General features: G+C 41.6%; 16 protein-coding genes. 9 read left to right on the top strand and 7 right to left on the bottom strand.

Features of this window, described 5'->3' with window-relative positions:
• Nucleotides 1-183 precede the first annotated feature (183 nt).
• On the bottom strand, nucleotides 184-1,677 hold the full coding sequence (locus tag AC13CS_RS01425) for a potassium/proton antiporter (RefSeq protein WP_293163735.1): 1,494 nt from the start codon (nucleotides 1,675-1,677) through the stop codon (nucleotides 184-186).
• Between the two features lie 387 nt (nucleotides 1,678-2,064).
• On the opposite strand from AC13CS_RS01425, the gene AC13CS_RS01420 reads away from it, so the two are divergent.
• Both AC13CS_RS01420 and AC13CS_RS01415 read left to right on the top strand, forming a co-directional pair.
• Nucleotides 2,065-2,913 carry a hypothetical protein gene (locus tag AC13CS_RS01420; RefSeq protein ID WP_293163738.1) on the top strand — a complete coding sequence of 283 codons (849 nt, stop codon included), beginning with the start codon at nucleotides 2,065-2,067 and terminating at the stop codon, nucleotides 2,911-2,913.
• A gap of 690 nt (nucleotides 2,914-3,603) precedes the next feature.
• Entirely contained in the window at nucleotides 3,604-4,248 is a 645-nt protein-coding gene (locus tag AC13CS_RS01415) for a response regulator transcription factor (RefSeq protein ID WP_293163740.1), read from the top strand.
• Nucleotides 4,249-4,368: 120 nt separating this feature from the next.
• Here the strand turns inward: AC13CS_RS01415 and dnaK are convergent, their stop codons facing one another.
• A complete protein-coding gene (gene dnaK, locus AC13CS_RS01410) occupies nucleotides 4,369-6,297 on the bottom strand; it encodes a molecular chaperone DnaK (RefSeq protein WP_293163743.1) in 1,929 nt (642 codons plus the stop codon).
• 231 nt (nucleotides 6,298-6,528) lie between these two features.
• On the opposite strand from dnaK, the gene AC13CS_RS01405 reads away from it, so the two are divergent.
• Nucleotides 6,529-7,953, top strand: a complete 1,425-nt coding sequence (locus AC13CS_RS01405) for an L-serine ammonia-lyase (protein WP_293163746.1) — start codon at nucleotides 6,529-6,531, stop codon at nucleotides 7,951-7,953.
• On the opposite strand, the gene AC13CS_RS01400 is transcribed toward AC13CS_RS01405, so the two are convergent.
• Nucleotides 7,950-8,429 carry a nuclear transport factor 2 family protein gene (locus AC13CS_RS01400; RefSeq protein WP_163626323.1) on the bottom strand — a complete coding sequence of 160 codons (480 nt, stop codon included), beginning with the start codon at nucleotides 8,427-8,429 and terminating at the stop codon, nucleotides 7,950-7,952. The genes AC13CS_RS01405 and AC13CS_RS01400 overlap by 4 nt on opposite strands.
• A gap of 70 nt (nucleotides 8,430-8,499) precedes the next feature.
• Here AC13CS_RS01400 and panB point away from each other — a divergent pair, with 70 nt between their 5' ends.
• On the top strand, nucleotides 8,500-9,318 hold the full coding sequence (panB, locus tag AC13CS_RS01395; protein WP_293163750.1) for a 3-methyl-2-oxobutanoate hydroxymethyltransferase: 819 nt from the start codon (nucleotides 8,500-8,502) through the stop codon (nucleotides 9,316-9,318).
• 20 nt (nucleotides 9,319-9,338) lie between these two features.
• Nucleotides 9,339-10,043, top strand: a complete 705-nt coding sequence (locus AC13CS_RS01390) for an RluA family pseudouridine synthase (RefSeq protein ID WP_293165242.1) — start codon at nucleotides 9,339-9,341, stop codon at nucleotides 10,041-10,043.
• On the opposite strand, the gene AC13CS_RS01385 is transcribed toward AC13CS_RS01390, so the two are convergent.
• Nucleotides 10,033-11,577 carry a hypothetical protein gene (locus tag AC13CS_RS01385; RefSeq protein ID WP_293163753.1) on the bottom strand — a complete coding sequence of 515 codons (1,545 nt, stop codon included), beginning with the start codon at nucleotides 11,575-11,577 and terminating at the stop codon, nucleotides 10,033-10,035. The genes AC13CS_RS01390 and AC13CS_RS01385 overlap by 11 nt on opposite strands.
• Before the next feature lie 147 nt (nucleotides 11,578-11,724).
• Here AC13CS_RS01385 and AC13CS_RS01380 point away from each other — a divergent pair, with 147 nt between their 5' ends.
• Together AC13CS_RS01380 and leuB are read left to right on the top strand one after the other, a co-directional pair.
• On the top strand, nucleotides 11,725-12,897 hold the full coding sequence (locus AC13CS_RS01380; RefSeq protein WP_293163756.1) for a 2-isopropylmalate synthase: 1,173 nt from the start codon (nucleotides 11,725-11,727) through the stop codon (nucleotides 12,895-12,897).
• A gap of 17 nt (nucleotides 12,898-12,914) precedes the next feature.
• Complete coding sequence (gene leuB / locus AC13CS_RS01375) at nucleotides 12,915-14,033, top strand: 3-isopropylmalate dehydrogenase (RefSeq protein WP_293163759.1); 1,119 nt, start codon at nucleotides 12,915-12,917, stop codon at nucleotides 14,031-14,033.
• 526 nt (nucleotides 14,034-14,559) lie between these two features.
• Here the strand turns inward: leuB and AC13CS_RS01370 are convergent.
• Complete coding sequence (locus AC13CS_RS01370; protein ID WP_293163762.1) at nucleotides 14,560-15,804, bottom strand: TlpA disulfide reductase family protein; 1,245 nt, start codon at nucleotides 15,802-15,804, stop codon at nucleotides 14,560-14,562.
• Between the two features lie 129 nt (nucleotides 15,805-15,933).
• Here AC13CS_RS01370 and pheT point away from each other — a divergent pair, with 129 nt between their 5' ends.
• The gene (pheT, locus tag AC13CS_RS01365) at nucleotides 15,934-18,345 is read left to right on the top strand and encodes a phenylalanine--tRNA ligase subunit beta (RefSeq protein WP_293163765.1); all 2,412 of its coding nucleotides are present in this window, start codon (nucleotides 15,934-15,936) and stop codon (nucleotides 18,343-18,345) included.
• Here pheT and AC13CS_RS01360 read toward each other — a convergent pair whose 3' ends face one another.
• Entirely contained in the window at nucleotides 18,346-18,876 is a 531-nt protein-coding gene (locus tag AC13CS_RS01360) for a fasciclin domain-containing protein (RefSeq protein WP_293163768.1), read from the bottom strand.
• A gap of 216 nt (nucleotides 18,877-19,092) precedes the next feature.
• On the opposite strand from AC13CS_RS01360, the gene AC13CS_RS01355 reads away from it, so the two are divergent.
• The gene (locus AC13CS_RS01355) at nucleotides 19,093-19,806 is read left to right on the top strand and encodes a hypothetical protein (protein ID WP_293163771.1); all 714 of its coding nucleotides are present in this window, start codon (nucleotides 19,093-19,095) and stop codon (nucleotides 19,804-19,806) included.
• Here AC13CS_RS01355 and AC13CS_RS01350 read toward each other — a convergent pair.
• Complete coding sequence (locus AC13CS_RS01350) at nucleotides 19,803-21,431, bottom strand: ATP-binding cassette domain-containing protein (protein WP_293163773.1); 1,629 nt, start codon at nucleotides 21,429-21,431, stop codon at nucleotides 19,803-19,805. The two genes, AC13CS_RS01355 and AC13CS_RS01350, sit on opposite strands and share 4 nt — an antisense overlap.
• Between the last annotated feature and the right edge of the window lie 109 nt (nucleotides 21,432-21,540).

Below are 21,540 nucleotides of genomic sequence, written 5' to 3'. Positions count from 1 at the left end.
ATACTGAAATGCTTTGGACGATAATGTCCAATAAGGGAGATGCTTTAGGGCGGAGTCGCCACTGGCAATACAAAATGATATGTAACTGAGGTCTTGCCCATTTTTTGAAGCTGCAAATTTAATACAATTAATAGATCTTCAAAATAAAAACTATAAATGCTATGCAGTGCAAAGAAAAAAAAATCAATCCTCGATGCCATCCAAAGCTTCAGATTTGGACAATGAGAGTGATGCGTAAACTTTCTCCAAGATCTCTGGTTTGTCCGTAAGTACCACCAATTTATCGTTTGCCTTTATCTCTGTTAACCCATTTGGGGTAATGTAATTGCCATCACGCACTATCATGGCAATAATCGCTTTTTTGGGAAAGTTCAGGTTTACGATTTTTTCCCCCGTGGCCGGGCACGATTCCCCAATCGTAATTTCCTTCATGATCGCTTTGGGATGTTCGGACAACAGTTCGTCTGTTGGTGAAAGGGGCTTGGCACTTTCGGGCAGCCCAACATGCAACCATTTTGCCACAATGGACAACGTGCTCCCTTGAATCAGTACCGAGGTCAAAGAGACAAAAAACACAATATTGAATATAATGTTGGCCTTTTCTATCCCCGCCAAAAGCGGATAGGTGGCAAACACAATGGGTACTGCTCCACGCAAACCTACCCAGGAAATGTAGAACCTTCGCCTCAGCTTCATCCTAAATGGCATAAGGGAGATAAAAACCGCCAACGGACGGGCGACAAAAATCAGAACTAAAGATATTAACAAACCTATTCCCATATAAGGAACAATTTGAGTGGGAAATACCAACAATCCCAATGTTAGGAAAAGTACAATTTGCATTAACCAAGCCAAGCCATCAAACATTCGCATAATGGTTTTCTTGTGAATCAAATTTTGATTGCCCAAGTAAACCGAACATATATAAATGGCCAAGAAACCATTGCCTCCTATAAAATCCGTTGCGGAAAAGGTAATGAACATTAGGGCTATGGTAAGCACGGGGTAAAGTCCCTCAAAATCCAGCTTGATTCTATTGATCATGACCTTACTCAGCTTTCCGAAAAGAAAACCGGCACCCCCGCCAATGGCCATTTGCATAAAAAACATGGGCAAAACGGACAAAATGTTTTTTTCGGGGAACTGCACAAGCGTCAAAAAAGCAATGGTAAGTACATAGGCCATGGGGTCGTTACTTCCACTCTCAAGTTCCAGGGTGGGCCTTAAGTTCTTTTTTAAAGCCAGATTCTTACCCCTTAAAATAGAAAAAACCGCAGCAGCATCTGTAGATGATACAATGGCACCTAACAACAAACTTTCATAAAGGCCAAAGTCGGTAACCAAATAAACAAAGTACCCCAGACCCACCGCCGTAAGCAGTACACCTAGGGTTGAAAGTGCAATTCCTTCTCGAAGTACGGGTTTTACCGATTGCCAGTTTGTGTCCAGCCCTCCTGAGAAAAGAATGAAGTTTAGGGAGACCACGCCGATAAACTGTGCGATTCTTGGGTTGTCAAAATAAATACCACCTATACCGTCCGACCCCGCAAGCATCCCTATGGTCAAAAACAACAAAAGGGTGGGTACACCAAAACGATAACTCGTTTTACCAGCCAAAATACTGATCAGTAAGAGTACAGAACCGATTAAGATGATATTTTCAATGGTAATATTCAATGGAGGGACTATCTAGGTTTGGGGTTACTTTAAAAAGTTTATGAAAATAGCTTCCAAATAATAGAAGGTATTTATCAAAAAAAGCGAAGTTAATTCAATTTGTATGATTTAAAATGCAAAAAATATCGTGGATACCATCAAAATACATATACAAAACCTTTATGCTGACAAAATTGACCTTTATTTCAATAATTAAATCAGCCCGTTAAAACACACAAAAGAACGTTCAAACGCATTTTAAATGATTTAGATGTGTTAAACGTCGAAAAAATATTCGTTGAAATACACTTTTTCGTCGTTAAAAGTAAAAACCTGTGAAAAATTGATAAGTATTCGCTCCAATTGTTTTTGACCTTTGTAATGTATTAACCCCCAAATCTATACATCATGACACGATCTATTATTTACAGTCTACTTGTTTCAGGAACAATACTAGCCAGTCAACCTACTTTTGCACAGGCTAATGAAAAAATAATCAACGACACTATGAATGGTAGTGTTTCCTCTATTGATGGATACGAACCAAACATGTCCATTACCGAAGACGGAAAAACGGCATACTTTAGTAAGGGTGTTTACGAAAAGCCCCTTTATGGTGTGTTCTCCAAAAAAGAATTGGTGTACCATGTTTACCGTGCCGAGAAAGTAAATGGCGAATGGACCAATATTACGAAATTGGATGTATGTCCAAAATATTATTCGGCCAAACACCCAACAGTTACTGCCGATGGATCTCGCTTGTTCTTTGCATCCAACATGAAGGGAACTTTTGGAAAATACGACATTTATGTAGCCGATATCGCTGCAGATGGGAGCCTTGGTGTATCTAAAAATCTTGGACCAAAGGTAAACACCAAAGAAGACGAGCTTTACCCTAGCATATACAACGAAACCCTATTGTTCTTTGCCTCCGAAGGAAGAGGTGGATATGGCGGATTGGACCTTTATGCTTCTCAAGTGGTCCAGAACACGCTTACCACATCTGTTAACCTTGGTGCACACATCAACAGCAATAGCGATGAGTACGCCATTCAATTGAGTCCAGAGAAAAAAATGGGCTTCGTGGTATCCAACAGAGGATTCAACAACACCATATCACAATATACTGTTGCTTATGGACGTTCAAAGAAGCAGGATCAGTATAACGATGTTGCCAAGAACGATGCAGAACTCCAAACCGTTATGAATGAAGCTACTTACGAATATGTGGATACTTCTTTTCAAGACGAAGAATAATAACTGATTACCAACTATTTATTGAATCGGTCAAAAAAACCTGAAAAGTGTCTTATGATGTTGTTTCATAGCCGAACTTAGAAACACTCATGGCAATGATAAGAAAGACAGGGGGAAACTGACAGACTATCATAGAAAGCGGGTTGTATTATTTCAATCTGACCGATTTACACCAAGAATAGGATGCTGATGGGACGGCATCCTATTTTTTTATGCAAAAAGCTGAAATACAATTATTTAGAATTTAAAAGGCAGCTCCTACCCTTCTCAATTTCAAGCAAATCGAATTTTCAGGAAGTGCATTTGAACGAAAATAACTACAAAAATTACTCTCGATTGTTAAAAAATTCTAATTTAACTCTTGAAATAATACAATCCCAAATCTATTATGTCATGAACAAGAACTACAACACTCGAAAAAAAGGCGTCCCAAAACCTCTTTTTACCTTACTTTTTTGATGAGGCAACACCTCAACTAAACACAAATTATAGCACTCAATCCCTTTAGGGATTACACCCGTTTTTGAAGTAAACTTGAATGGATCTGTGATTGTTTTTGCTCCAAGGCGCAAAGCAATGGTTTTCCATTTGTTTATCCCAACTTCAATAATGTGGAGCAGGACATTGTGTCCTAAAACTTAACCTACTATACATTATGTAACAGTATTAATCCCCCTAATCTTTCTTATCATGGAAAAAAAACCATTAAAAATTGCCATTATCGACAATGATGATGCTATCGGCGGCATTTACAAGCAGTATTTTGAGGAAAACGAAATTTACGAACTTCTCGGCACTTTCAGTTCGGTTCAAGGCTTGTTGTCCAATTTTGGACGTTCCCATCCGGATATTATCATCTGCGAGGCCATGCTCAATGGAATTTCGGGCATTGACGGTCTTGAGTACTTTTATCGTAAAAACAAAGACCTAAAGGTATTGGTTATGAGCCAAAAAAACGACTTCAAACTCATTAAAGAAGCCTTTAAAAAAGGAGCTAGCGGCTACCTGATTAAACCAATGACCAAAGACAGATTGTTCAATGCTTTGGACACGCTTAACCAACACGGCATTGCTTTGGAACTGGATGTAGCCAAAAAAATCATCGGTTCTTTCCAAACAAAGTCTTTTGAGGTGTTCTCGAAAAAGGAAAACGAAATCATTGAACTCCTTACCCAAGGGTTTACCTATAAAATGATTGCTGACAAGCTTTTTGTGACTCCCAGCGCAGTCAACTTCCACATTCAGAACATTTATGTAAAGCTGAACGTGAATTCAAAATCCGAAGCTTTGCGCAAGCTCAAAGAGATGGAGATGCAGCAATTGAATGCGGCTTAAACCGGAAACTTCGACAAACAAAAAACCCTGACGAAATCGTCAGGGTTTTTCTATTTATATAAATTATGTAAGCTTATTTCACTTCTTCGAAGTCTATCCTTCGACTTCGCTCTGGACGAGCTACTTGACTTCTTCGAAGTCTACGTCTTCCACGTTGTCTCCTTCAGAGGCTCCCTTTCCAGCGCTATCGCCACCGGTTGCGTCTCCTCCAGCAGCTCCTGCTCCTGCAGCGCCGCCTTGTGCTTCAGCTTGTGCTTTGTACATTTCTTCGGAAGCTACTTTCCAAGCTTCGTTGATTTTTTCCAAAGCAGGCTCAATAACCGCTAGGTCTTTGCCTTCAAAAGCCTTCTTCAACTCTTCCAAAGCATCTTCAATCGGCTTTTTCTTGTCGTCGGACAATTTATCGCCGAACTCGCTCAATTGCTTTTCAGTTTGGAAGATCATGGCGTCGGCCTCGTTCAACTTATCAGCAGTTTCCTTGGCTTTCTTATCCGCCTCGGCATTGGCCTCAGCTTCCGCTTTCATCTTTTCGATTTCTTCTTCCGTCAATCCAGAAGATGCCTCGATTCGGATGTCTTGCGATTTGCCAGTGGCTTTATCAGTCGCAGAAACCTTGATGATACCGTTGGCATCAATATCGAAGGTTACTTCAATTTGAGGCGTACCTCTTGGTGCTGGTGGAATACCGTCTAAGTGGAACCTACCAATGGTCTTGTTATCCGCTGCCATAGGTCTTTCCCCTTGCAACACATGAATTTCAACCGATGGTTGATTGTCAGCCGCAGTGGAGAACACCTGTGATTTCTTGGTTGGGATGGTGGTGTTCGCCTCAATCAATTTAGTGAACACGCTTCCCATAGTTTCGATACCCAAAGAAAGTGGGGTAACATCCAACAAGAGCACGTCTTTTACATCTCCAGTCAATACACCACCCTGAATAGCGGCACCAATGGCCACAACCTCATCTGGGTTTACTCCTTTGGATGGTTTTTTGCCGAAGAATTTCTCAACGGCTTCCTGTACCGCAGGGATACGGGTAGAACCACCTACCAAGATAATCTCGTCGATATCGCTTTTGGAAAGTCCTGCAGACTTCAATGCCTTTTCACAAGGCTCGATTGTTCTTTTTACCAAATCGGCAATCAATTGCTCAAATTTGGAGCGTGACAATGTCCTTACCAAGTGTTTTGGTCCTGAAGACGTTGCTGTTACGTAAGGCAAATTGATTTCTGTCTGTCCAGAAGAAGACAACTCGATTTTGGCCTTTTCTGCAGCTTCCCTTAAACGCTGGAGCGCCATTGGGTCTTCACGAAGGTCCATATCTTCATCTTTCTTGAACTCTTCGGCCAACCAATCAATAATTTTTTGGTCAACATCGTCACCACCTAAATGGGTATCACCATCTGTGGCCAATACTTCAAACACACCGTCACCCAATTCAAGAATGGAAACATCGTGTGTACCGCCACCAAAGTCAAACACCACTATTTTTTGCTCGGTATCTTTTTTATCGAGTCCATATGCCAAAGATGCGGCTGTTGGCTCGTTAATGATACGTTCCACGGTTAGACCTGCAATTTCACCAGCTTCTTTGGTGGCCTGTCTTTGTGAATCGTTAAAATATGCTGGAACTGTAATTACCGCTCTGGTTACATCTTGTCCCAAATAATCCTCAGCAGTCTTCTTCATTTTCTGAAGAATCATCGCTGAAAGTTCTTGGGGTGTGTACATACGTCCGTCAACATCCACTCTAGGAGTGTCGTTGTCTCCCTTTACCACTTTGTAAGGAACCCTTTTGGCTTCCTTGCTGGATTCCGAGTACTTGTTACCCATAAATCGCTTAATGGAATAAATTGTTTTGTGAGGGTTGGTCACGGCTTGTCTTTTTGCAGGGTCGCCGACCTTGATTTCCCCACCTTCAACAAATGCAATCATCGATGGAGTGGTACGTTTACCCTCGGCATTTGGAATTACCACAGGTTCGTTACCTTCCATTACAGAGACGCAGGAGTTGGTCGTACCTAAGTCTATACCTATAATCTTGCTCATCGTATCTAAAGTTATATCTGTTTAAAAATTCGTTTTCGTTTCGCTCTTAAAATGTCAATGATTATGCCACGACCAAGAATATGACAAGCTGTCATACAATCATCAAAACCTTTCAAAATCTCAGTAAAAATTGCAGGTATTCTAATCAATTTTGAAAAAACTATTTGGATATATAAATATTCGCATTATATCCCGTTTAGCTTCCTATATTTGAGACTGTAAATTGAGTTTATGGAGTGCATAAGTTTGTTTGATATGCTTAAGATCGGTGTTGGGCCTTCCAGCTCCCACACCTTGGGCCCTTGGCGTGCCGCCGAACGTTGGATAGCTGAGCTTGAGGAACAAGCGGTTTTTGATGATGTCCAATCCATTAAGGCGTATTTGTACGGGTCGCTTTGCCTCACGGGAAAAGGACACGCCACCGATATTGCAGTGGTAATGGGATTGTTGGGCACTGACCCTGAAACTGTTGACATTGACAGTATTTCAGGAAGAATAGACGGCGTCAAGGTCGAAAACAAACTCAATTTTGGTGGAAAGCGAGAGATTCCGTTCAGTTTTATGAATGACATTGTGTTCAAGAAAGAGTTCCTTCCTTTTCATGCCAACGGTATGCGGTTTGAAGCCGAACTGACCAACGGAGAAACAATCTCCGAAACCTACTACTCCATTGGTGGTGGATTTGTGGTTAAAGAAGAACTCGTTCATGCCAAAGAAAACAAAGAGACCTTTAAAACATTTCCACACCCTGTAAGAACTGGAAATGAACTACTTCAACACTGTAATGCCCAAAACAAGTCCATCTCTCAAATTGTGATGGAAAACGAGCTGTCGCTGCGAACCGAAGCTCAAATTGATGAAGGTATTGCCCGCATTTGGAAGACCATGCTGGAATGCATGTACGTTGGCTGCCACACCGAAGGTAAACTACCGGGCGGTTTAAACGTAAAGCGGCGGGCTTTTGAAATGCATCAAAAACTTAAAGGGGACGTCCCCTACTCCAATCCGCAGGAATGGTTGGAGAGCATCCGGGATACTGAAGTTAAATTCCGACAAATCATTAAATGGGTAAGCTGTTTTGCACTCAGCGTTAATGAAGTGAATGCTTCCTTGGGTCGAGTGGTTACTGCTCCAACCAACGGTAGCGCAGGGGTTATCCCCGCAGTTTTAATGTATTATATGGTCATTGAAAACCACGATGCCAATTTTGATGATGTAAAACAATTTTTGTTGGTTGCCAGCGAAGTGGGAAGCATCTTTAAAAAAGGAGCTACCATTTCCGCGGCCATGGGTGGCTGCCAAGCGGAAATCGGTGTGTCATCGGCCATGGCCGCTGCGGGGCTCACCGAACTTATGGGTGGTTCTCCCGAACAAGTATTGATTGCTGCCGAAATTGCCATGGAGCATCACTTAGGTTTGACTTGTGACCCTATCGGTGGTTTGGTTCAAGTACCCTGCATAGAACGTAACGCCATGGGGGCCATTAAAGCCATAAACGCGGCAGAACTGGCATTGGATACCGACCCAAGTGAAGTAAAGGTACCGTTGGACAAAGTGGTAAACACCATGTGGGAAACCGCAAAGGACATGAGCTCCAAATACAAAGAAACCTCTGAAGGAGGACTTGCCGTAGGCGTATTTTTGAGTGATTGTTAATCCATACAACCTTCCTTGCCCCTGGTATCGATCAGGTAGATGATTTTCCATTCTCCATCAAAATTGATGAGCTGAAAGGAATTAATGCCACAGTGACTGAACTCCCCGTTCAACCAAAATTCGTATCCTACCCAGGCATTGGCCATAGTTCTGTCCACCTGAATGGAGAAAGAAGTAAGTTTTTCCTCAAACTTGGTGGTTTCAGGTATGCCAACAATTGATTTTAAAAATTTTGAAAACTCTTCCGTCTTAAAAAGTGTCTTGCCTTCGGGGTTTCTTCCCGTGGTTTGAAGCACGATTTCGTTGGCCACGGTACTTTTTATGATGGTTGAATCTTGCTTGTGGAAACCTTCAAAAAAAGTTTCGACCACCTGTTTAACTTGTTCTTTGGCTTCTTCATTTGAAGGATTTGGGCCTTGAGCATATCCAAACACACCCAAAGCAAAAAATACTACGCAACTTAACAGTTTTCTCATGGTATTAGTTTTTTGATTGAAGCCTAAATTAAACAAATCTGCTTACTTTTAGCCATCAAATAAAATTACGATGTCTACAGCTAAAAAAGAATATAAAAGGGTAACGGTAAAATCGTTGGTGGAAATGAAAAAGACCGGTGAGAAAATCAGTATGCTCACCTCTTACGATTATTCCATGGCCAAAATTGTGGATGGTGCCAATGTGGATGCCATTTTGGTGGGAGATTCCGCCAGTAACGTAATGGCAGGACACGAAACCACTTTGCCCATCACCCTAGATCAAATGATTTACCACGCCACCTCCGTAGTCAGGGCCGCAAAAAGGGCTTTAGTTGTGGTGGACATTCCCTTTGGGAGCTACCAAGGTGACTCTAAGGAAGCTTTGCGCTCCGCCATCCGAATTATGAAAGAAAGTGGCGCACATGCTGTAAAAGTTGAAGGTGGGGAGGAAATTAAAATATCCATCAGCCGAATTTTGGAGGCGGGAATTCCTGTGATGGGCCACTTGGGGCTTACCCCGCAATCCATCTATAAATTTGGCACCTATACGGTTCGTGCAAAAGAAGAAGAAGAGGCCGAAAAACTAAAGTCTGATGCCAAATTATTGGAAGAATTGGGCTGTTTTGCCATTGTTTTGGAAAAAATTCCAGCAAAATTGGCCAAAGAGGTAGCAGAAAGCGTTTCCATTCCCATTATTGGAATCGGTGCAGGAAACCATGTGGACGGACAGGTGCTGGTGGTCCACGATATGTTGGGGATGACCCACGAGTTCCACCCCAGGTTCTTGAGAAGATATTTGAATCTGTACGATGAAATGAGCAAAGCCGTTTCCCAATATGTGGATGATGTGAAAAGTCAAGATTTCCCCAATGACGAAGAATCGTATTAATTAACAATAATCAATTGTCAATTACCAATTCCCTACATTCAAATCCATCGAATCTTCAAGTACTCTATGAGGACAACCACTTAATTGTGGTCAATAAACGCGTAGGCGATATTGTTCAAGGAGATAAAACAGGCGACGATCCCCTCAGCGAAGTGGTAAAACAATATCTTAAAGAGAAATACAACAAGCCTGGAAATGTGTATTTGGGTGTAGTGCATCGATTGGACCGTCCTACATCAGGAATTGTGCTTTTCGCCAAAACATCCAAAGCCCTGCCCCGACTCAACAAAATGTTTGCCCAAGGGGAAACCAAAAAAATGTATTGGGCGGTCGTTAAAAATGCACCTCCACAGGAAAGCGGAACTTTAGTTCATTGGTTGGTGCGCAACCCAAAGCAAAACAAGTCCTATGCACACAACAAAGAGGTTCCGAATAGCAAAAAGGCCGAGCTGGACTACAAAATCATAAAAAAACTGGATAATTATTTCTTGCTGGAAATTGATTTGAAAACGGGCAGGCACCATCAAATTAGGGCGCAATTGGCAGCCATAGGTTGTACCATTAAAGGGGATTTAAAATACGGTGCCGACCGCAGTAACAAGGATGGCGGCATCCACCTACATGCTAGAAGTTTGGAAATTGTACACCCCGTGCAAAAAGAACCCATGTCATTTTTGGCGCCTCCACCTGAAGACCCCGTCTGGAGCGCCTGTGCTAGCGAGTAATTGTCAAGGCTTTTTCCCTGATTATCTGTCCTACGGGCTTGTTCTGCAAGTGGCTTTCCAACCACGAAAGAATATCCAAATACAAGAATGCCCTTTTCTCGTAAGGATGGTTCTCGTATTTCTTTAACTCATTGTACAACTTTTGGAACTCCCCTTTTAAATCGGTAGGGTAAATGTTTCCAAGGTTTCTTAGAAACTTAATCATTTCTTTCTGAACCTCGTGCAAATCGTTCATTTTCAGCAAGAACTTGTACGTGCTCTTAAGCTGTACTTCCAAATGATAATCCATTCCCGCTTCATAATGTGCCACAAGGCTCAACACCCTTGCAAAACACATTAAATCCTCGCGCATCTTTAATTTTTTGTTGGAAATAATTTTTTTGAGGTAAGCGATACAATTTTTGTTGTCACCGTTACCAAAATATAGACAAGCAATTTTATAATAGAGCAACATTACATGATGTTCATCTATTTGTTGTCGGTGTTTTTTAATGCCGTACTCGATAATATTCACCAAATAAATGCCCTTGTCAAAAGTTCCCTCCAAAAAGTGAAGGTTCAATTTGTTTGTGTTGATATACAGAAAGGCCAATGAGCTTATGTTGTCATTTTTGGGAAACTTAGGGTCTTGCACCTGATCCTCCAATCGCTCCAAGGTTTCCCTAAACTGCGATGCGTATTTTACAAAGAAAAGCGACTCCAACAAGTAATGATTGCCCTTTAAAAAGAACACAGGGTTCAGCGGAATCATATGTTTGTTTTCGTAGAAAAGGTCCACCCATTTACTGGCGTATTTATAGGCTGACAAAAAGTCCTGAATCAACAGACTGTACCATAGATGTGCTTTGTACAGCCATAATTTTTCACGGAAACCCAACTTTTCAATATCATATTTGGGCAAATGCTCGTCAAAATAACTCTTTACTTTTTGAAGATCCTCATCACTTCTCACATATCCCACTTTCAACATCATTCCATACAGCTGCAACGAAAGATTGGAAAGCTTGCTTGTCATTACGTTTAGTGCAGAAAGTTCTTTGGCTTCAACCGCAAGTTCATCCGCCCTATCCGGAATACTTCGGGTAATGTATTGGGTTTCAATCACCTTTTCCAGTTCCACGATTTCATACGCCACATTCTTTTCTTCATTCTCAATGGCGAAGCTTTTCGCCTTCTCCAAAATCTTCAAGCTTTGTTTGTAAAGTCCCTTTTGATAAAGGATGGTGGCAAAATCCAGTTGTTCCCTAATTTGAATCCGGACATTTTGGTTCACGGGATTCAAGCGTAAACTCACCAAAACTTGCTTGTATAAATGTGCCTTTAGATTGGAAAGCTGTGATTTTTTGACAATGCCACTGTCCAAAATTTGACGCTCATCGTACTTCCGCATCTTATCCAATAAATTAAACAGCGCCAAAAATTTAGCGTCCGTATTGACCCCCAATCGGCCAACATAGAGTTTAAATTGCCGCTTTTCTGATTTGGAAAGCGATTTTATCAGTACAAACAAAGCGTCCTTGTGGGCATTTGTCATCGTAAAAAATATTGTTTAAACTATTGTTTTTCAGTTATTTAAACCACACCAAAAGCAGTTTAACGTTGTAACATGCTCCCAGCTGTTTTTCGTCTTCAGCCTTCCTTTACTACTTTCGTTAGCCATAGTAAAAAACAGGTTGAGATAATGGGTAAAGATAAGGTAGAAATTTTTGACACAACACTAAGGGATGGGGAACAGGTACCAGGTTGCAAACTGGATACCAAGCAAAAATTAATCATTGCCGAACGATTGGATGAACTCGGAGTTGATGTGATCGAAGCAGGGTTTCCCATATCCAGTCCCGGTGATTTCAAATCGGTGAACGAAATTGCCAAATTGGTCAAAAATGCAACGGTCTGCGGATTGACCCGTGCCGTAAAAAAAGACATCGAAGTAGCCTCCGAAGCCATCAAAGATGCCAAAAGACCTAGAATACACACGGGAATCGGAACTTCCGAGTCGCATATCAAATATAAATTCAACTCAACCCAAGATAAAATTATTGAGCGTGCCGTTGATGCCGTGGCTTATGCCAAAACCTTTGTAGAGGATGTTGAGTTCTATGCAGAGGATGCCGGCCGTACCGACAATGAGTTTTTAGCGAGAATCTGCGAAGCGGTAATTAAAGCCGGAGCAACCGTACTTAACATTCCCGATACTACAGGATATTGCCTTCCAGAAGAGTATGGTGCCAAAATGAAATACTTGAAAGAAAACGTAACAGGCATTGATAAAGCCATTCTTTCCTGTCACTGCCATAACGATCTTGGTTTGGCCACAGCAAATTCAATTGCAGGCGTAATCAACGGAGCACGACAAATTGAATGTACTATCAATGGTATAGGCGAAAGAGCTGGGAACACTTCTTTGGAGGAGGTTGTAATGATAATGAGACAACATCCGCACTTGAATTTGGATACCAACATCAACAGCAAACTACTTTGGGACACCAGTACCATGGTTTCTCAAAAAATGGGCATGCCCGTACAGCCCAACAAAGCAATTGTGGGCTCCAATGCATTTGCACACAGTTCCGGTATTCACCAAGATGGGGTGATCAAACGCCGGGAAACCTACGAGATCATTGATCCTAAAGATGTTGGGGTCAGCGAATCTTCCATTGTATTGACTGCAAGAAGTGGACGCGCAGCATTGGCTTACCGTGCCAAAAATGTAGGTTACGAACTCACAAAACTTCAATTGGATACGGTATACCAAAACTTTTTGAAGTACGCCGACGTTAAAAAAGAAATTTTGGATGAGGACATCCACGAGATTGTTGAAACCAGCAATATCGGAATGAAGAGCTTGGCTTAAATCATGGTAACTGTCATATGATATTGAAAATCGCATTGCTAGCTGGAGATGGTGTTGGACCCGAAGTGTTGGCCCAGTCGGTAAAATGCCTAAATGCCGTTGAAGAGACCTTTAATCACCATTTTATTTTTAAAGAAGCTCCTATTGGTGCCATTGCTATAGACAAAAATGGGACTCCACTGCCCGATACTACCTTAAAATTATGTCAAGAGTCGGATGCCGTGCTTTTTGGCGCTATTGGTGACCCAAAATACGATAACGACCCCGATGCAAAAGTTAGGCCCGAACAAGGTTTACTTCAATTGCGCAAAGCACTTGGGCTGTTTGCCAACATTAGACCTATACTTTCGCATCCAACTTTGTTGGATAAATCCCCTCTAAAAAAGAAAGTGATCAATGGAACTGATTTTGTAATCTACCGTGAACTCACCGGAGGAATCTATTTTGGGGAGAAAAAATTGAATGAAGAAGGCACAAAAGCCTCTGACCTTTGTGAATACTCCGAAGAAGAAATAAGCCGTATTGCCCATTTGGCTTTTAAGGCCGCAAAGGGTCGTAAAAAGAAGCTTACTTTGGTAGATAAGGCCAATGTTTTGGAATCTTCAAGGCTTTGGCGCAAAGTTGTTACACGAATCGGTGAAAGTTATCCGGAAGTGGCGTTGGATTTTTTGTTCGTGGACAATGCTGCCATGCAGATCATACTCAACCCCAAACAGTTTGATGTTATTTTAACGGAGAATATGTTCGGGGACATTATTTCTGATGAAGGTAGCGTTATTGGTGGTTCTATCGGATTGTTGGCTTCAGCTTCTGTTGGTGAGGAAAATGCGTTGTTCGAACCTATTCACGGTTCTTATCCACAGGCCAAAGGTAAAGATATTGCCAACCCGATTGCCTCTATACTTTCCGCGGCTATGCTGTTGGAGCATTTTGGACTGAACGAAGAGGCTTGGGCGGTAAAAAAGGCGGTGGATAAGTCTTTGAAGAAAGGAATCGTTACTCCCGATTTAAGGGAAAACAGTCAATACGGAACCAATCAAGTTGGGGACTTTATTGCCCATAATATTGTGGATATTGAAGATGATACCCTTATGAATGATGAGAACATCGATTTGGGCAAGTCCACGATTATTTAATGTCCTTATCAAGCGCAAGCTCAAGTGTCAAGTTCAAGAGCAAACGCAAATAACAAGTGCCCAATTCCAAATTCCAAATTCCAAACACCAAACAACAAACAACAAAACTCCAGACTCCCGACTTCGTGCTTCCGACTTCTGACTTTCTCAAGTGCAAGCTCAAGCTCAAAACTTCCGACAACAAAATAATAGGCGTAGCGGTAACCGAATAACTCATTAACTGAAGCTCTAACTCTAAAGGCCTAGCATCTTCTGTAACCTCTGACACTAATTTCACTGATTTTCGCGAATAAGCTTTGTGTCATTTCGAACTGTCATCCTGAGCGCAATCGAAGGGGATAGTGAAAAATCTCTAGTTTGATAGAAAAATGAATGGTAAAGGGTTGGATTCAAATTGCACAAAAAAGTTCAAACCCAAGTATCAAGTTCAAGAGTCAAGACATCGTGCTTCGGACATCAAGCTTCCGACCTCCGGCTTCTTACAACAAAATAACCGAATAACGCAGTGGCAGTCCACACTATTTGACTAGCTCTCAGTTTCAGGCGCTTCAGAGGTCAACACTTTGATTACTTTATTGAACTCCTTTTTAAATTCGACAAACTTATCACCCGTTGCCGGCCCATTAAAGCCCGTGTGTATTTTGCGGACTTCCCCGGTTTTATCAATATAAATTGTAGTAGGATAAGAAAGGATATGGTTCAGCATCGGCAGTTTTTCGTTGGCCTTTTGCTTGTTAGATGTTCCGTATTGTGCCAAAAGGATTGGATAAGGCACCTCCTCTCTTTCCTTGAGTCTTTTTATGCCCTCAAAGGCTTTCTCCTGGGTTTTTGCGTATTCGAACGCCAATCCCACAAATTGCAAATCCAAATCCGGATTGTTTTTGATAAAATCCACATAAAACCGTGTTTCGTCCAAACAATTGGTGCACCAGGTTCCCATAATTTGGACCAGCACAACCTTGTCATCGAACATAGGGTCGTCCAAATTCACAATCTCTCCGTCTGAATTTGGAAAGGAAAAATCGAACTTCTCATACCCTTCACGCAAATAAGTGAGGTCGTCGGAATCTGGAAGTTCAAAAGCTTCATTTCTAGCTCCCATAAATTCTTGGACAGCATGTTTGCCCGAATAAAATTTACCATCCAAAGTACTATCGGTCACTTGGGCCAAAAATAAAAACACGTGCGAACCATCAAAAGCGGATAATTTCATACTGTCCCCGGTAACAACGCCGTCCAAATAGCGGTAATCCCCTGTTTTGGTCCTAAAAGTTCCTTTAACCTTGTTTCCGTTCTGCATAAAAATACCTTTTGCAGGATACTCATCTTCAGTATTTACCTTAAAATAAGTTTCCCAAATGCCCGAAATATTAACCGCTGCATCCTTTTCTGCCTCAAAACGATCCTGAGTACCATAAGTGGCCCTAAAAGGGACCTTTCGCCCTTTACTCTCTTCAATAAACTCACCGGTTATCTCATTTGCAGAATAAGTACCCGAAATATGCCCCTCAAAAATAGGCATACGGATATCGATGGAATCCCCGTTAAAGGTAAACTCATCAATAGTGATAACTTCTTCCGCATTGAATACTTTCATCTCATATCCGCCATCTACATTTTGTGAAAGTGTAAATTCAAAAGGCAACTGTTGCGACTCTGAAACTTCAATTTTTCCCAGCCAATCGCCCACATTCAATTTATTTTTTTCAGCATTTACGCATGAGGTCAATATAACTACAAGGCCTACTATCGCCAACCCTATCTTATTCATAAAGTGAAAGATTTTACCTAAATGTAGGAAATACATTTTAAAACAAATCATTGCTTGCGGCTTAAGGTCATTATTATCGTTGAATCTGTTCCCCTATTGTTATATATTTGTGCCCTCTAAAAATGGGGTATGAAGATTTCTTACAACTGGTTGAAGCAATTTTTGCAAATTGATTGGGATGCTCAAAAAACAGGCGAACTTTTAACGGATTTAGGCCTAGAGGTTGAGGGCATATCACAATTTGAATCAGTTAAGGGTGGTTTAAAGGGCATTGTCGTAGGACATGTGCTCACATGTGAAAAACACCCAAATGCGGACAGATTAAAATTAACTACTGTTGATGTTGGCCAAGAAGCCCCGCTACAAATTGTTTGTGGAGCACCCAATGTTACGGCGGGACAAAAAGTGCCCGTAGCTACCGTTGGCACTACGCTCTACACCAAAGAGGGAGAGGCTTGGGTAATAAAAAAAGGGAAAATTCGTGGCGAGGTGAGCCAAGGCATGATCTGTGCCGAAGACGAAATAGGCCTTGGAGAAAGCCATGATGGAATTATGGTACTAAACGAAGAGCTGGTTCCCGGTACGCCTTGCTCCAAAGTTTTTGAAATTGAAAACGATGAAGTTTTTGAGATAGGACTCACCCCCAACAGGTCCGATGCCATGAGCCATTTTGGTGTGGCTCGCGACCTTAAGGCAGGATTGGAGCAAAAAGAGATTCAAAAGGAGTTGGTAACACCTTCGGTTAGTAATTTTTCTATTGACAATCGATCGTTAAAAGTCGATGTAGAGGTTCTGGAAAGTGACCTTGCCCCAAGATATTGCGGGGTTACGATCAGTAATCTTGTAGTTCAAGACTCTCCAGATTGGTTAAAAAACAGATTGAAGGCGATTGGATTGGCCCCGATCAACAATGTTGTGGATGTTACCAACTACGTACTTCACGAATTGGGTCAACCTTTGCACGCTTTTGATGCATCCAAAATAAAAGGAAGCAAAGTTGAGGTCAAAACTTTGCCGGCCGGAACCAAGTTTACCACCTTGGACGAAGTGGAGCGCGAACTGCACGAAGATGACCTGATGATCTGCGACTCAGGCAGCCCTATGTGTATTGCCGGTGTTTTTGGGGGGCTTCACTCCGGAGTTACCGAGCACACTACTTCTATCTTTTTGGAAAGTGCCTATTTTGACCCAGTTTCCATAAGAAAAACAGCAAAAAGACATGGATTGAATACTGATGCTTCCTTTAGGTTCGAAAGGGGTATCGACATCAACATGACCAAATATGCCCTAAAAAGGGCTGCTCTTTTGATTAGGGAAATCGCAGGCGGATATATTACTTCCGAAATTGCCGATTTATTTCCCAAAAAGCCACAGGAGAGACAGGTATTCTTGACCTTCAACAAAATCAACTCTTTGATTGGACAGGAAATTCCGCAGGATACCATAAAATCCATACTTTCCGCATTGGAAATACGAATCAACAACGTTACGGAGTCCGGACTGGGCCTTACCATACCAACATACAGGGTAGATGTTACCAGAGAGGTTGATGTGATCGAGGAGATTTTAAGGGTTTATGGTTACAACAATATTGATTTTAAGGAAAAACTGAACGCCTCCATTGCCAAATCATCACGTTTTGAAAACTACAGGATTCAAGATGTGATCGGAGATACATTGGCCGCGAAAGGGTTCTTTGAGATTATGACCAATAGCCTGGTCTCGTCCGATATTGCTTCAGAAGATGAAAGCGCCGTACAGATGTTGAATCCGCTGAGCTCCGATTTATCGGTTTTAAGAACTTCCATGCTACATTCCGGCCTACAAACGGTTAGCTACAACCACAATAGACAAAAAACAGACCTTAAACTGTTCGAGTTTGGTAAAACCTACCACAAAGTGGACGGTAACCATCAAGAAAAGCAGCACTTGGCCATTTTCATTTCTGGGGAACGCACACAAAGTAGTTGGGCCGTTGCCTCAAAAAGATCTGATTTTTTCTATTTAAAAGGTATTGTAGAGAATGTTTTTGAGCGTTTGGGCATAAGGGACATTGACACAAAACCACTTACGGATTCGGATTTTGCAGAGGGAGTTTCCTATGTGAAAAACGACAAGGTTTTGGTGTCTTTAGGACTGGTCGGAAAGGCAGCTCTAAAGCGATTCGACATTAAGCAAGAAGTATTTTATGCCGATTTGGACTGGGATGCCATCCTGGAATGTATCAGCACCCAAAATATAGCTTTCAAGGAAATCCCTAAGTTCCCAGAGGTAACAAGGGACTTTGCTTTGTTATTGGACGATTCCGTTTCTTTCCAAAAGGTATACGATATTGCTTGGAACACAGAAAAAAAACTGCTTAAAAAAGTAAACCTGTTCGATGTGTACACCGGCAAAAATCTTCCTGAAGGGAAAAAATCCTATGCGGTGAGCTTTACCCTAATGGATGAGAAAAAGACTTTGACAGACAAGCAGATCGAAAAGATAATGGGTAAACTATTGTCGCAATACCAAAAGGAATTGGGGGCGGAACTTCGCTAATTACATCTGTGCAGGTAGGATAACACTGTCTATTTCGTGAACCACACCTTCATTTTCCAGATTAAGGTCGGCCGCCGTAATTCTTGCGGTATTGCCAATGGGGTCGGTAAGCACAATATCGTATCCATCCAAGTGTGCCGTTAATTTTTTGCCCTGAACGGTTGTAAAACTGGCCATTCCATTACCTCTTCCAATGGCTCGCAACATACGGGAAGCGGTAAGTTGCCCGGCAACAATATGGTAAGACAACAAAGATTTCAAGGCTTTTTTATCTTCCGATTTGATCAATTCAGCTATTTTATTGTTCGAAAATTTCTCAAAGGCGGCATCAGAAGGAGCAAAAATGGTAAAAGGCCCTGATTTTTGAAGTAAAGCACCCAATTCCGTTGCATTTACCGCACTCAATAGAATTTTATGATTGTCCAGCTTACTCGCGTATGATAATGCGTTGGATGTATTTTGGGCAGTAGTCGTATAAATAGAAAAAGCAAAGCAAAGGCCAAGCAAAAATTTGGTTACGGGGGTATTCATAAAGTTGTTCGAATTTTAGGCTTGTTTTCTTAGTATGATTATACGATTAACTACCAAAAACTTCGATAAGATACATCTTTTTTAATGATATTATCCACATTTTTCACCCCTAAAATCCATTTAACACAAACTTAACATTGTGTTTTTCTGACAAATGTCAGGATCGAAAATTCAATTCCTTAAATTTGAGTGTATTACTAAAAAAACTGCACGATTTTGAAAGGAATAAACATAGAGCACAAACTTCAAAACAGGAGAGATAAGAAATGGGATAGCGGACATATTCTGGCCGAAGTCCAGCAAATTTTGAGCGAAGATTCCAAGAAAGAAGAGCAAATTGCTCATCAATTGGGCTCAAAAAGCAATGTTAGCGCCAATGATTTTGATTTTGACCAATTGGAAACTGAAAAAATCTTTCATATTGATCAAATCAAAGAAATTTGCATTGATTACCGACTACGCTTTTTGAACAGTTCTTATTTTAAAGGTGAGATTCCACAAGAAGCCATTTCCAAAATCAAACAACTGGAGGCTGCCCATAATACCAAGCTCGAAGGCTTCAGAATTATGGCCCCTTCCAAATTGTTCAAGCTGGAAGATAAAGACGATCCGCTTCTCTTCGCCCCTATCGGAAATGACTATTACTATTTGGTCCACAAATGGGGCAACGACCTACATCCGCTTCGAAAGTTATTCGCATGGCCCTTTAAAAATATTGCCAATCTGGTCGTTGTGGTTCTTTTGATCAGTTACTTGGTTACACTTATGGTTCCCGAAGGATTGTTCTCCAAAAAAAATACCACGGCAGAGTTTTGGATCATTTACTTTTTTATGTTCAAATGCATAGCATCCATAGTTATTTTCTACGGATTTGCCTTGGGCAAAAATTTTAACCCAGCTATTTGGAAAAGCAAATACTTTAACGCTTAAGCAGTTACAGCGTACATTTTTTCGCGCTGTTCTTTTATGGACTTGTCAGACATATAATCGTCAAACGTCAAGTAACGGTCAATGGCTCCATTTGGTGTCAACTCAATGATCCTGTTTGCCACTGTATTTACAAACTCGTGGTCATGGGTCGTGAGCAAGATGGTGCCCTTAAAGTTTTTTAATGAATTGTTGAAAGCGGTAATACTTTCCAAATCCAAGTGGTTTGTGGGTTCGTCCAACATAAGAACGTTGGCACGGAGCATCATCATTCGGCTGAGCATACAACGTACTTTTTCCCCACCGGAAAGCACAGTACATTTTTTCAGGGCTTCTTCTCCGCTAAAAAGCATCTTGCCCAAAAATCCTCTAATGTAAACCTCTTCCCTTTCCTCTTCGGTCTTGGCCCACTGGCGCAGCCAATCTACAAGGTTGATATCTTCTTGGAAATAGGATGAGTTGTCCGCGGGCAAATAGGATTGCGTAGTGGTCACCCCCCATTGGAATTTGCCGCTATCGGGCTTGATCTTATCGGCAATAATATCGTAAAAAGCTGTGGTGGCTCGCGAATCTTTGGAAAGGATGGCTACTTTATCACCTTTGGCCAAGTTGATGTTCACATCTTTGAACAGCAAATCTCCATCCTCAGAAGTGGCAGATAGTTTTTCTACATTCAATATTTGATCACCAGCTTCGCGCTCACGATCAAAAATGATGGCGGGATATCTTCTACTCGATGGTTTTATATCCTCTACCTTAAGCTTGTCCAGCATTTTTTTACGGGATGTAGCCTGTTTACTTTTGGCCACGTTGGCACTAAAACGCTGAATAAACTCATTGAGTTCCTTGGCTTTTTCCTCTGCCTTTTTGTTCTGTTGCGCACGTTGACGGGCAGCCAATTGGCTACTCTCGTACCAGAATGTATAGTTTCCTGAAAATAGGTTGATTTTTCCAAAGTCGATGTCGGCAATGGTAGTACAAACTGCATCCAAAAAGTGCCTGTCGTGGGAGACCACGATCACCGTGTTGTCGTAGTTGGCCAAAAAGTTTTCCAACCAGTTGATGGTATCGTAATCCAAATCGTTGGTAGGCTCATCCATGATCAGCACATCCGGGCTTCCGAACAGGGCTTGGGCCAAAAGTACCCGTACCTTAAGTTTGGAATCCAAATCGCCCATGTTGGTATAGTGGAGGTCTTCCGTGATTCCTAGATTGGAAAGCATGGCAGCGGCATCACTATCGGCGTTCCAACCGTTCATTTCCTCGAACTTTACCTGTAACTCGCCAATTTTTTCTGCATTCTCGTCGGTATAATCGGCATACAGGGCATCAATTTCCTTTTTTATCTCGAACAAAGGCTTGTTTCCCATCACCACGGTTTCCAAAACAGGGTATTCATCATAAGCATTGTGATTTTGCTCCAAGATGGACATCCGTTTTCCTGGCTCTAAATGCACATGGCCCGAAGTGGGATCTATCTGCCCGGATAAAATTTTAAGAAATGTGGATTTACCGGCGCCATTGGCGCCAATGATACCGTAACAATTCCCTTGGGCAAAGGTTACGTTAACTTCATCGAACAAAACTCTTTTGCCAAACTGTACGGATAAATTCGATACTGATAACATGCAACTATCTTTATTTTTTTGCAAAAGTAGCTAAATGTGATTCGTAATTCTAATTTTAAAACGCATATTTAAACGATGTAAAATAACCGTTCAGCAACATTTAACTACC

The organism is Flagellimonas sp. B-3 (assembly GCF_056857835.1).
This window is presented reverse-complemented; position numbering and strand designations above follow the sequence as displayed.

Excerpts from the sequence above, each read along its gene's own strand:
- AC13CS_RS01415 (WP_293163740.1), top strand. The coding sequence starts at position 3,604 with ATGGAAAAAAAACCATTAAAAATTGCCATTATCGACAATGATGATGCT.
- AC13CS_RS01420 (WP_293163738.1), top strand. The coding sequence starts at position 2,065 with ATGACACGATCTATTATTTACAGTCTACTTGTTTCAGGAACAATACTA.
- AC13CS_RS01400 (WP_163626323.1), bottom strand. The coding sequence starts at position 8,429 with ATGAGAAAACTGTTAAGTTGCGTAGTATTTTTTGCTTTGGGTGTGTTT.
- panB (WP_293163750.1), top strand. The coding sequence starts at position 8,500 with ATGTCTACAGCTAAAAAAGAATATAAAAGGGTAACGGTAAAATCGTTG.
- leuB (WP_293163759.1), top strand. The coding sequence starts at position 12,915 with ATGATATTGAAAATCGCATTGCTAGCTGGAGATGGTGTTGGACCCGAA.
- AC13CS_RS01350 (WP_293163773.1), bottom strand. The coding sequence starts at position 21,431 with ATGTTATCAGTATCGAATTTATCCGTACAGTTTGGCAAAAGAGTTTTG.
- AC13CS_RS01370 (WP_293163762.1), bottom strand. The coding sequence starts at position 15,804 with ATGAATAAGATAGGGTTGGCGATAGTAGGCCTTGTAGTTATATTGACC.
- AC13CS_RS01380 (WP_293163756.1), top strand. The coding sequence starts at position 11,725 with ATGGGTAAAGATAAGGTAGAAATTTTTGACACAACACTAAGGGATGGG.
- AC13CS_RS01360 (WP_293163768.1), bottom strand. The coding sequence starts at position 18,876 with ATGAATACCCCCGTAACCAAATTTTTGCTTGGCCTTTGCTTTGCTTTT.
- dnaK (WP_293163743.1), bottom strand. The coding sequence starts at position 6,297 with ATGAGCAAGATTATAGGTATAGACTTAGGTACGACCAACTCCTGCGTC.
- AC13CS_RS01385 (WP_293163753.1), bottom strand. The coding sequence starts at position 11,577 with ATGACAAATGCCCACAAGGACGCTTTGTTTGTACTGATAAAATCGCTT.
- pheT (WP_293163765.1), top strand. The coding sequence starts at position 15,934 with ATGAAGATTTCTTACAACTGGTTGAAGCAATTTTTGCAAATTGATTGG.
- AC13CS_RS01405 (WP_293163746.1), top strand. The coding sequence starts at position 6,529 with ATGGAGTGCATAAGTTTGTTTGATATGCTTAAGATCGGTGTTGGGCCT.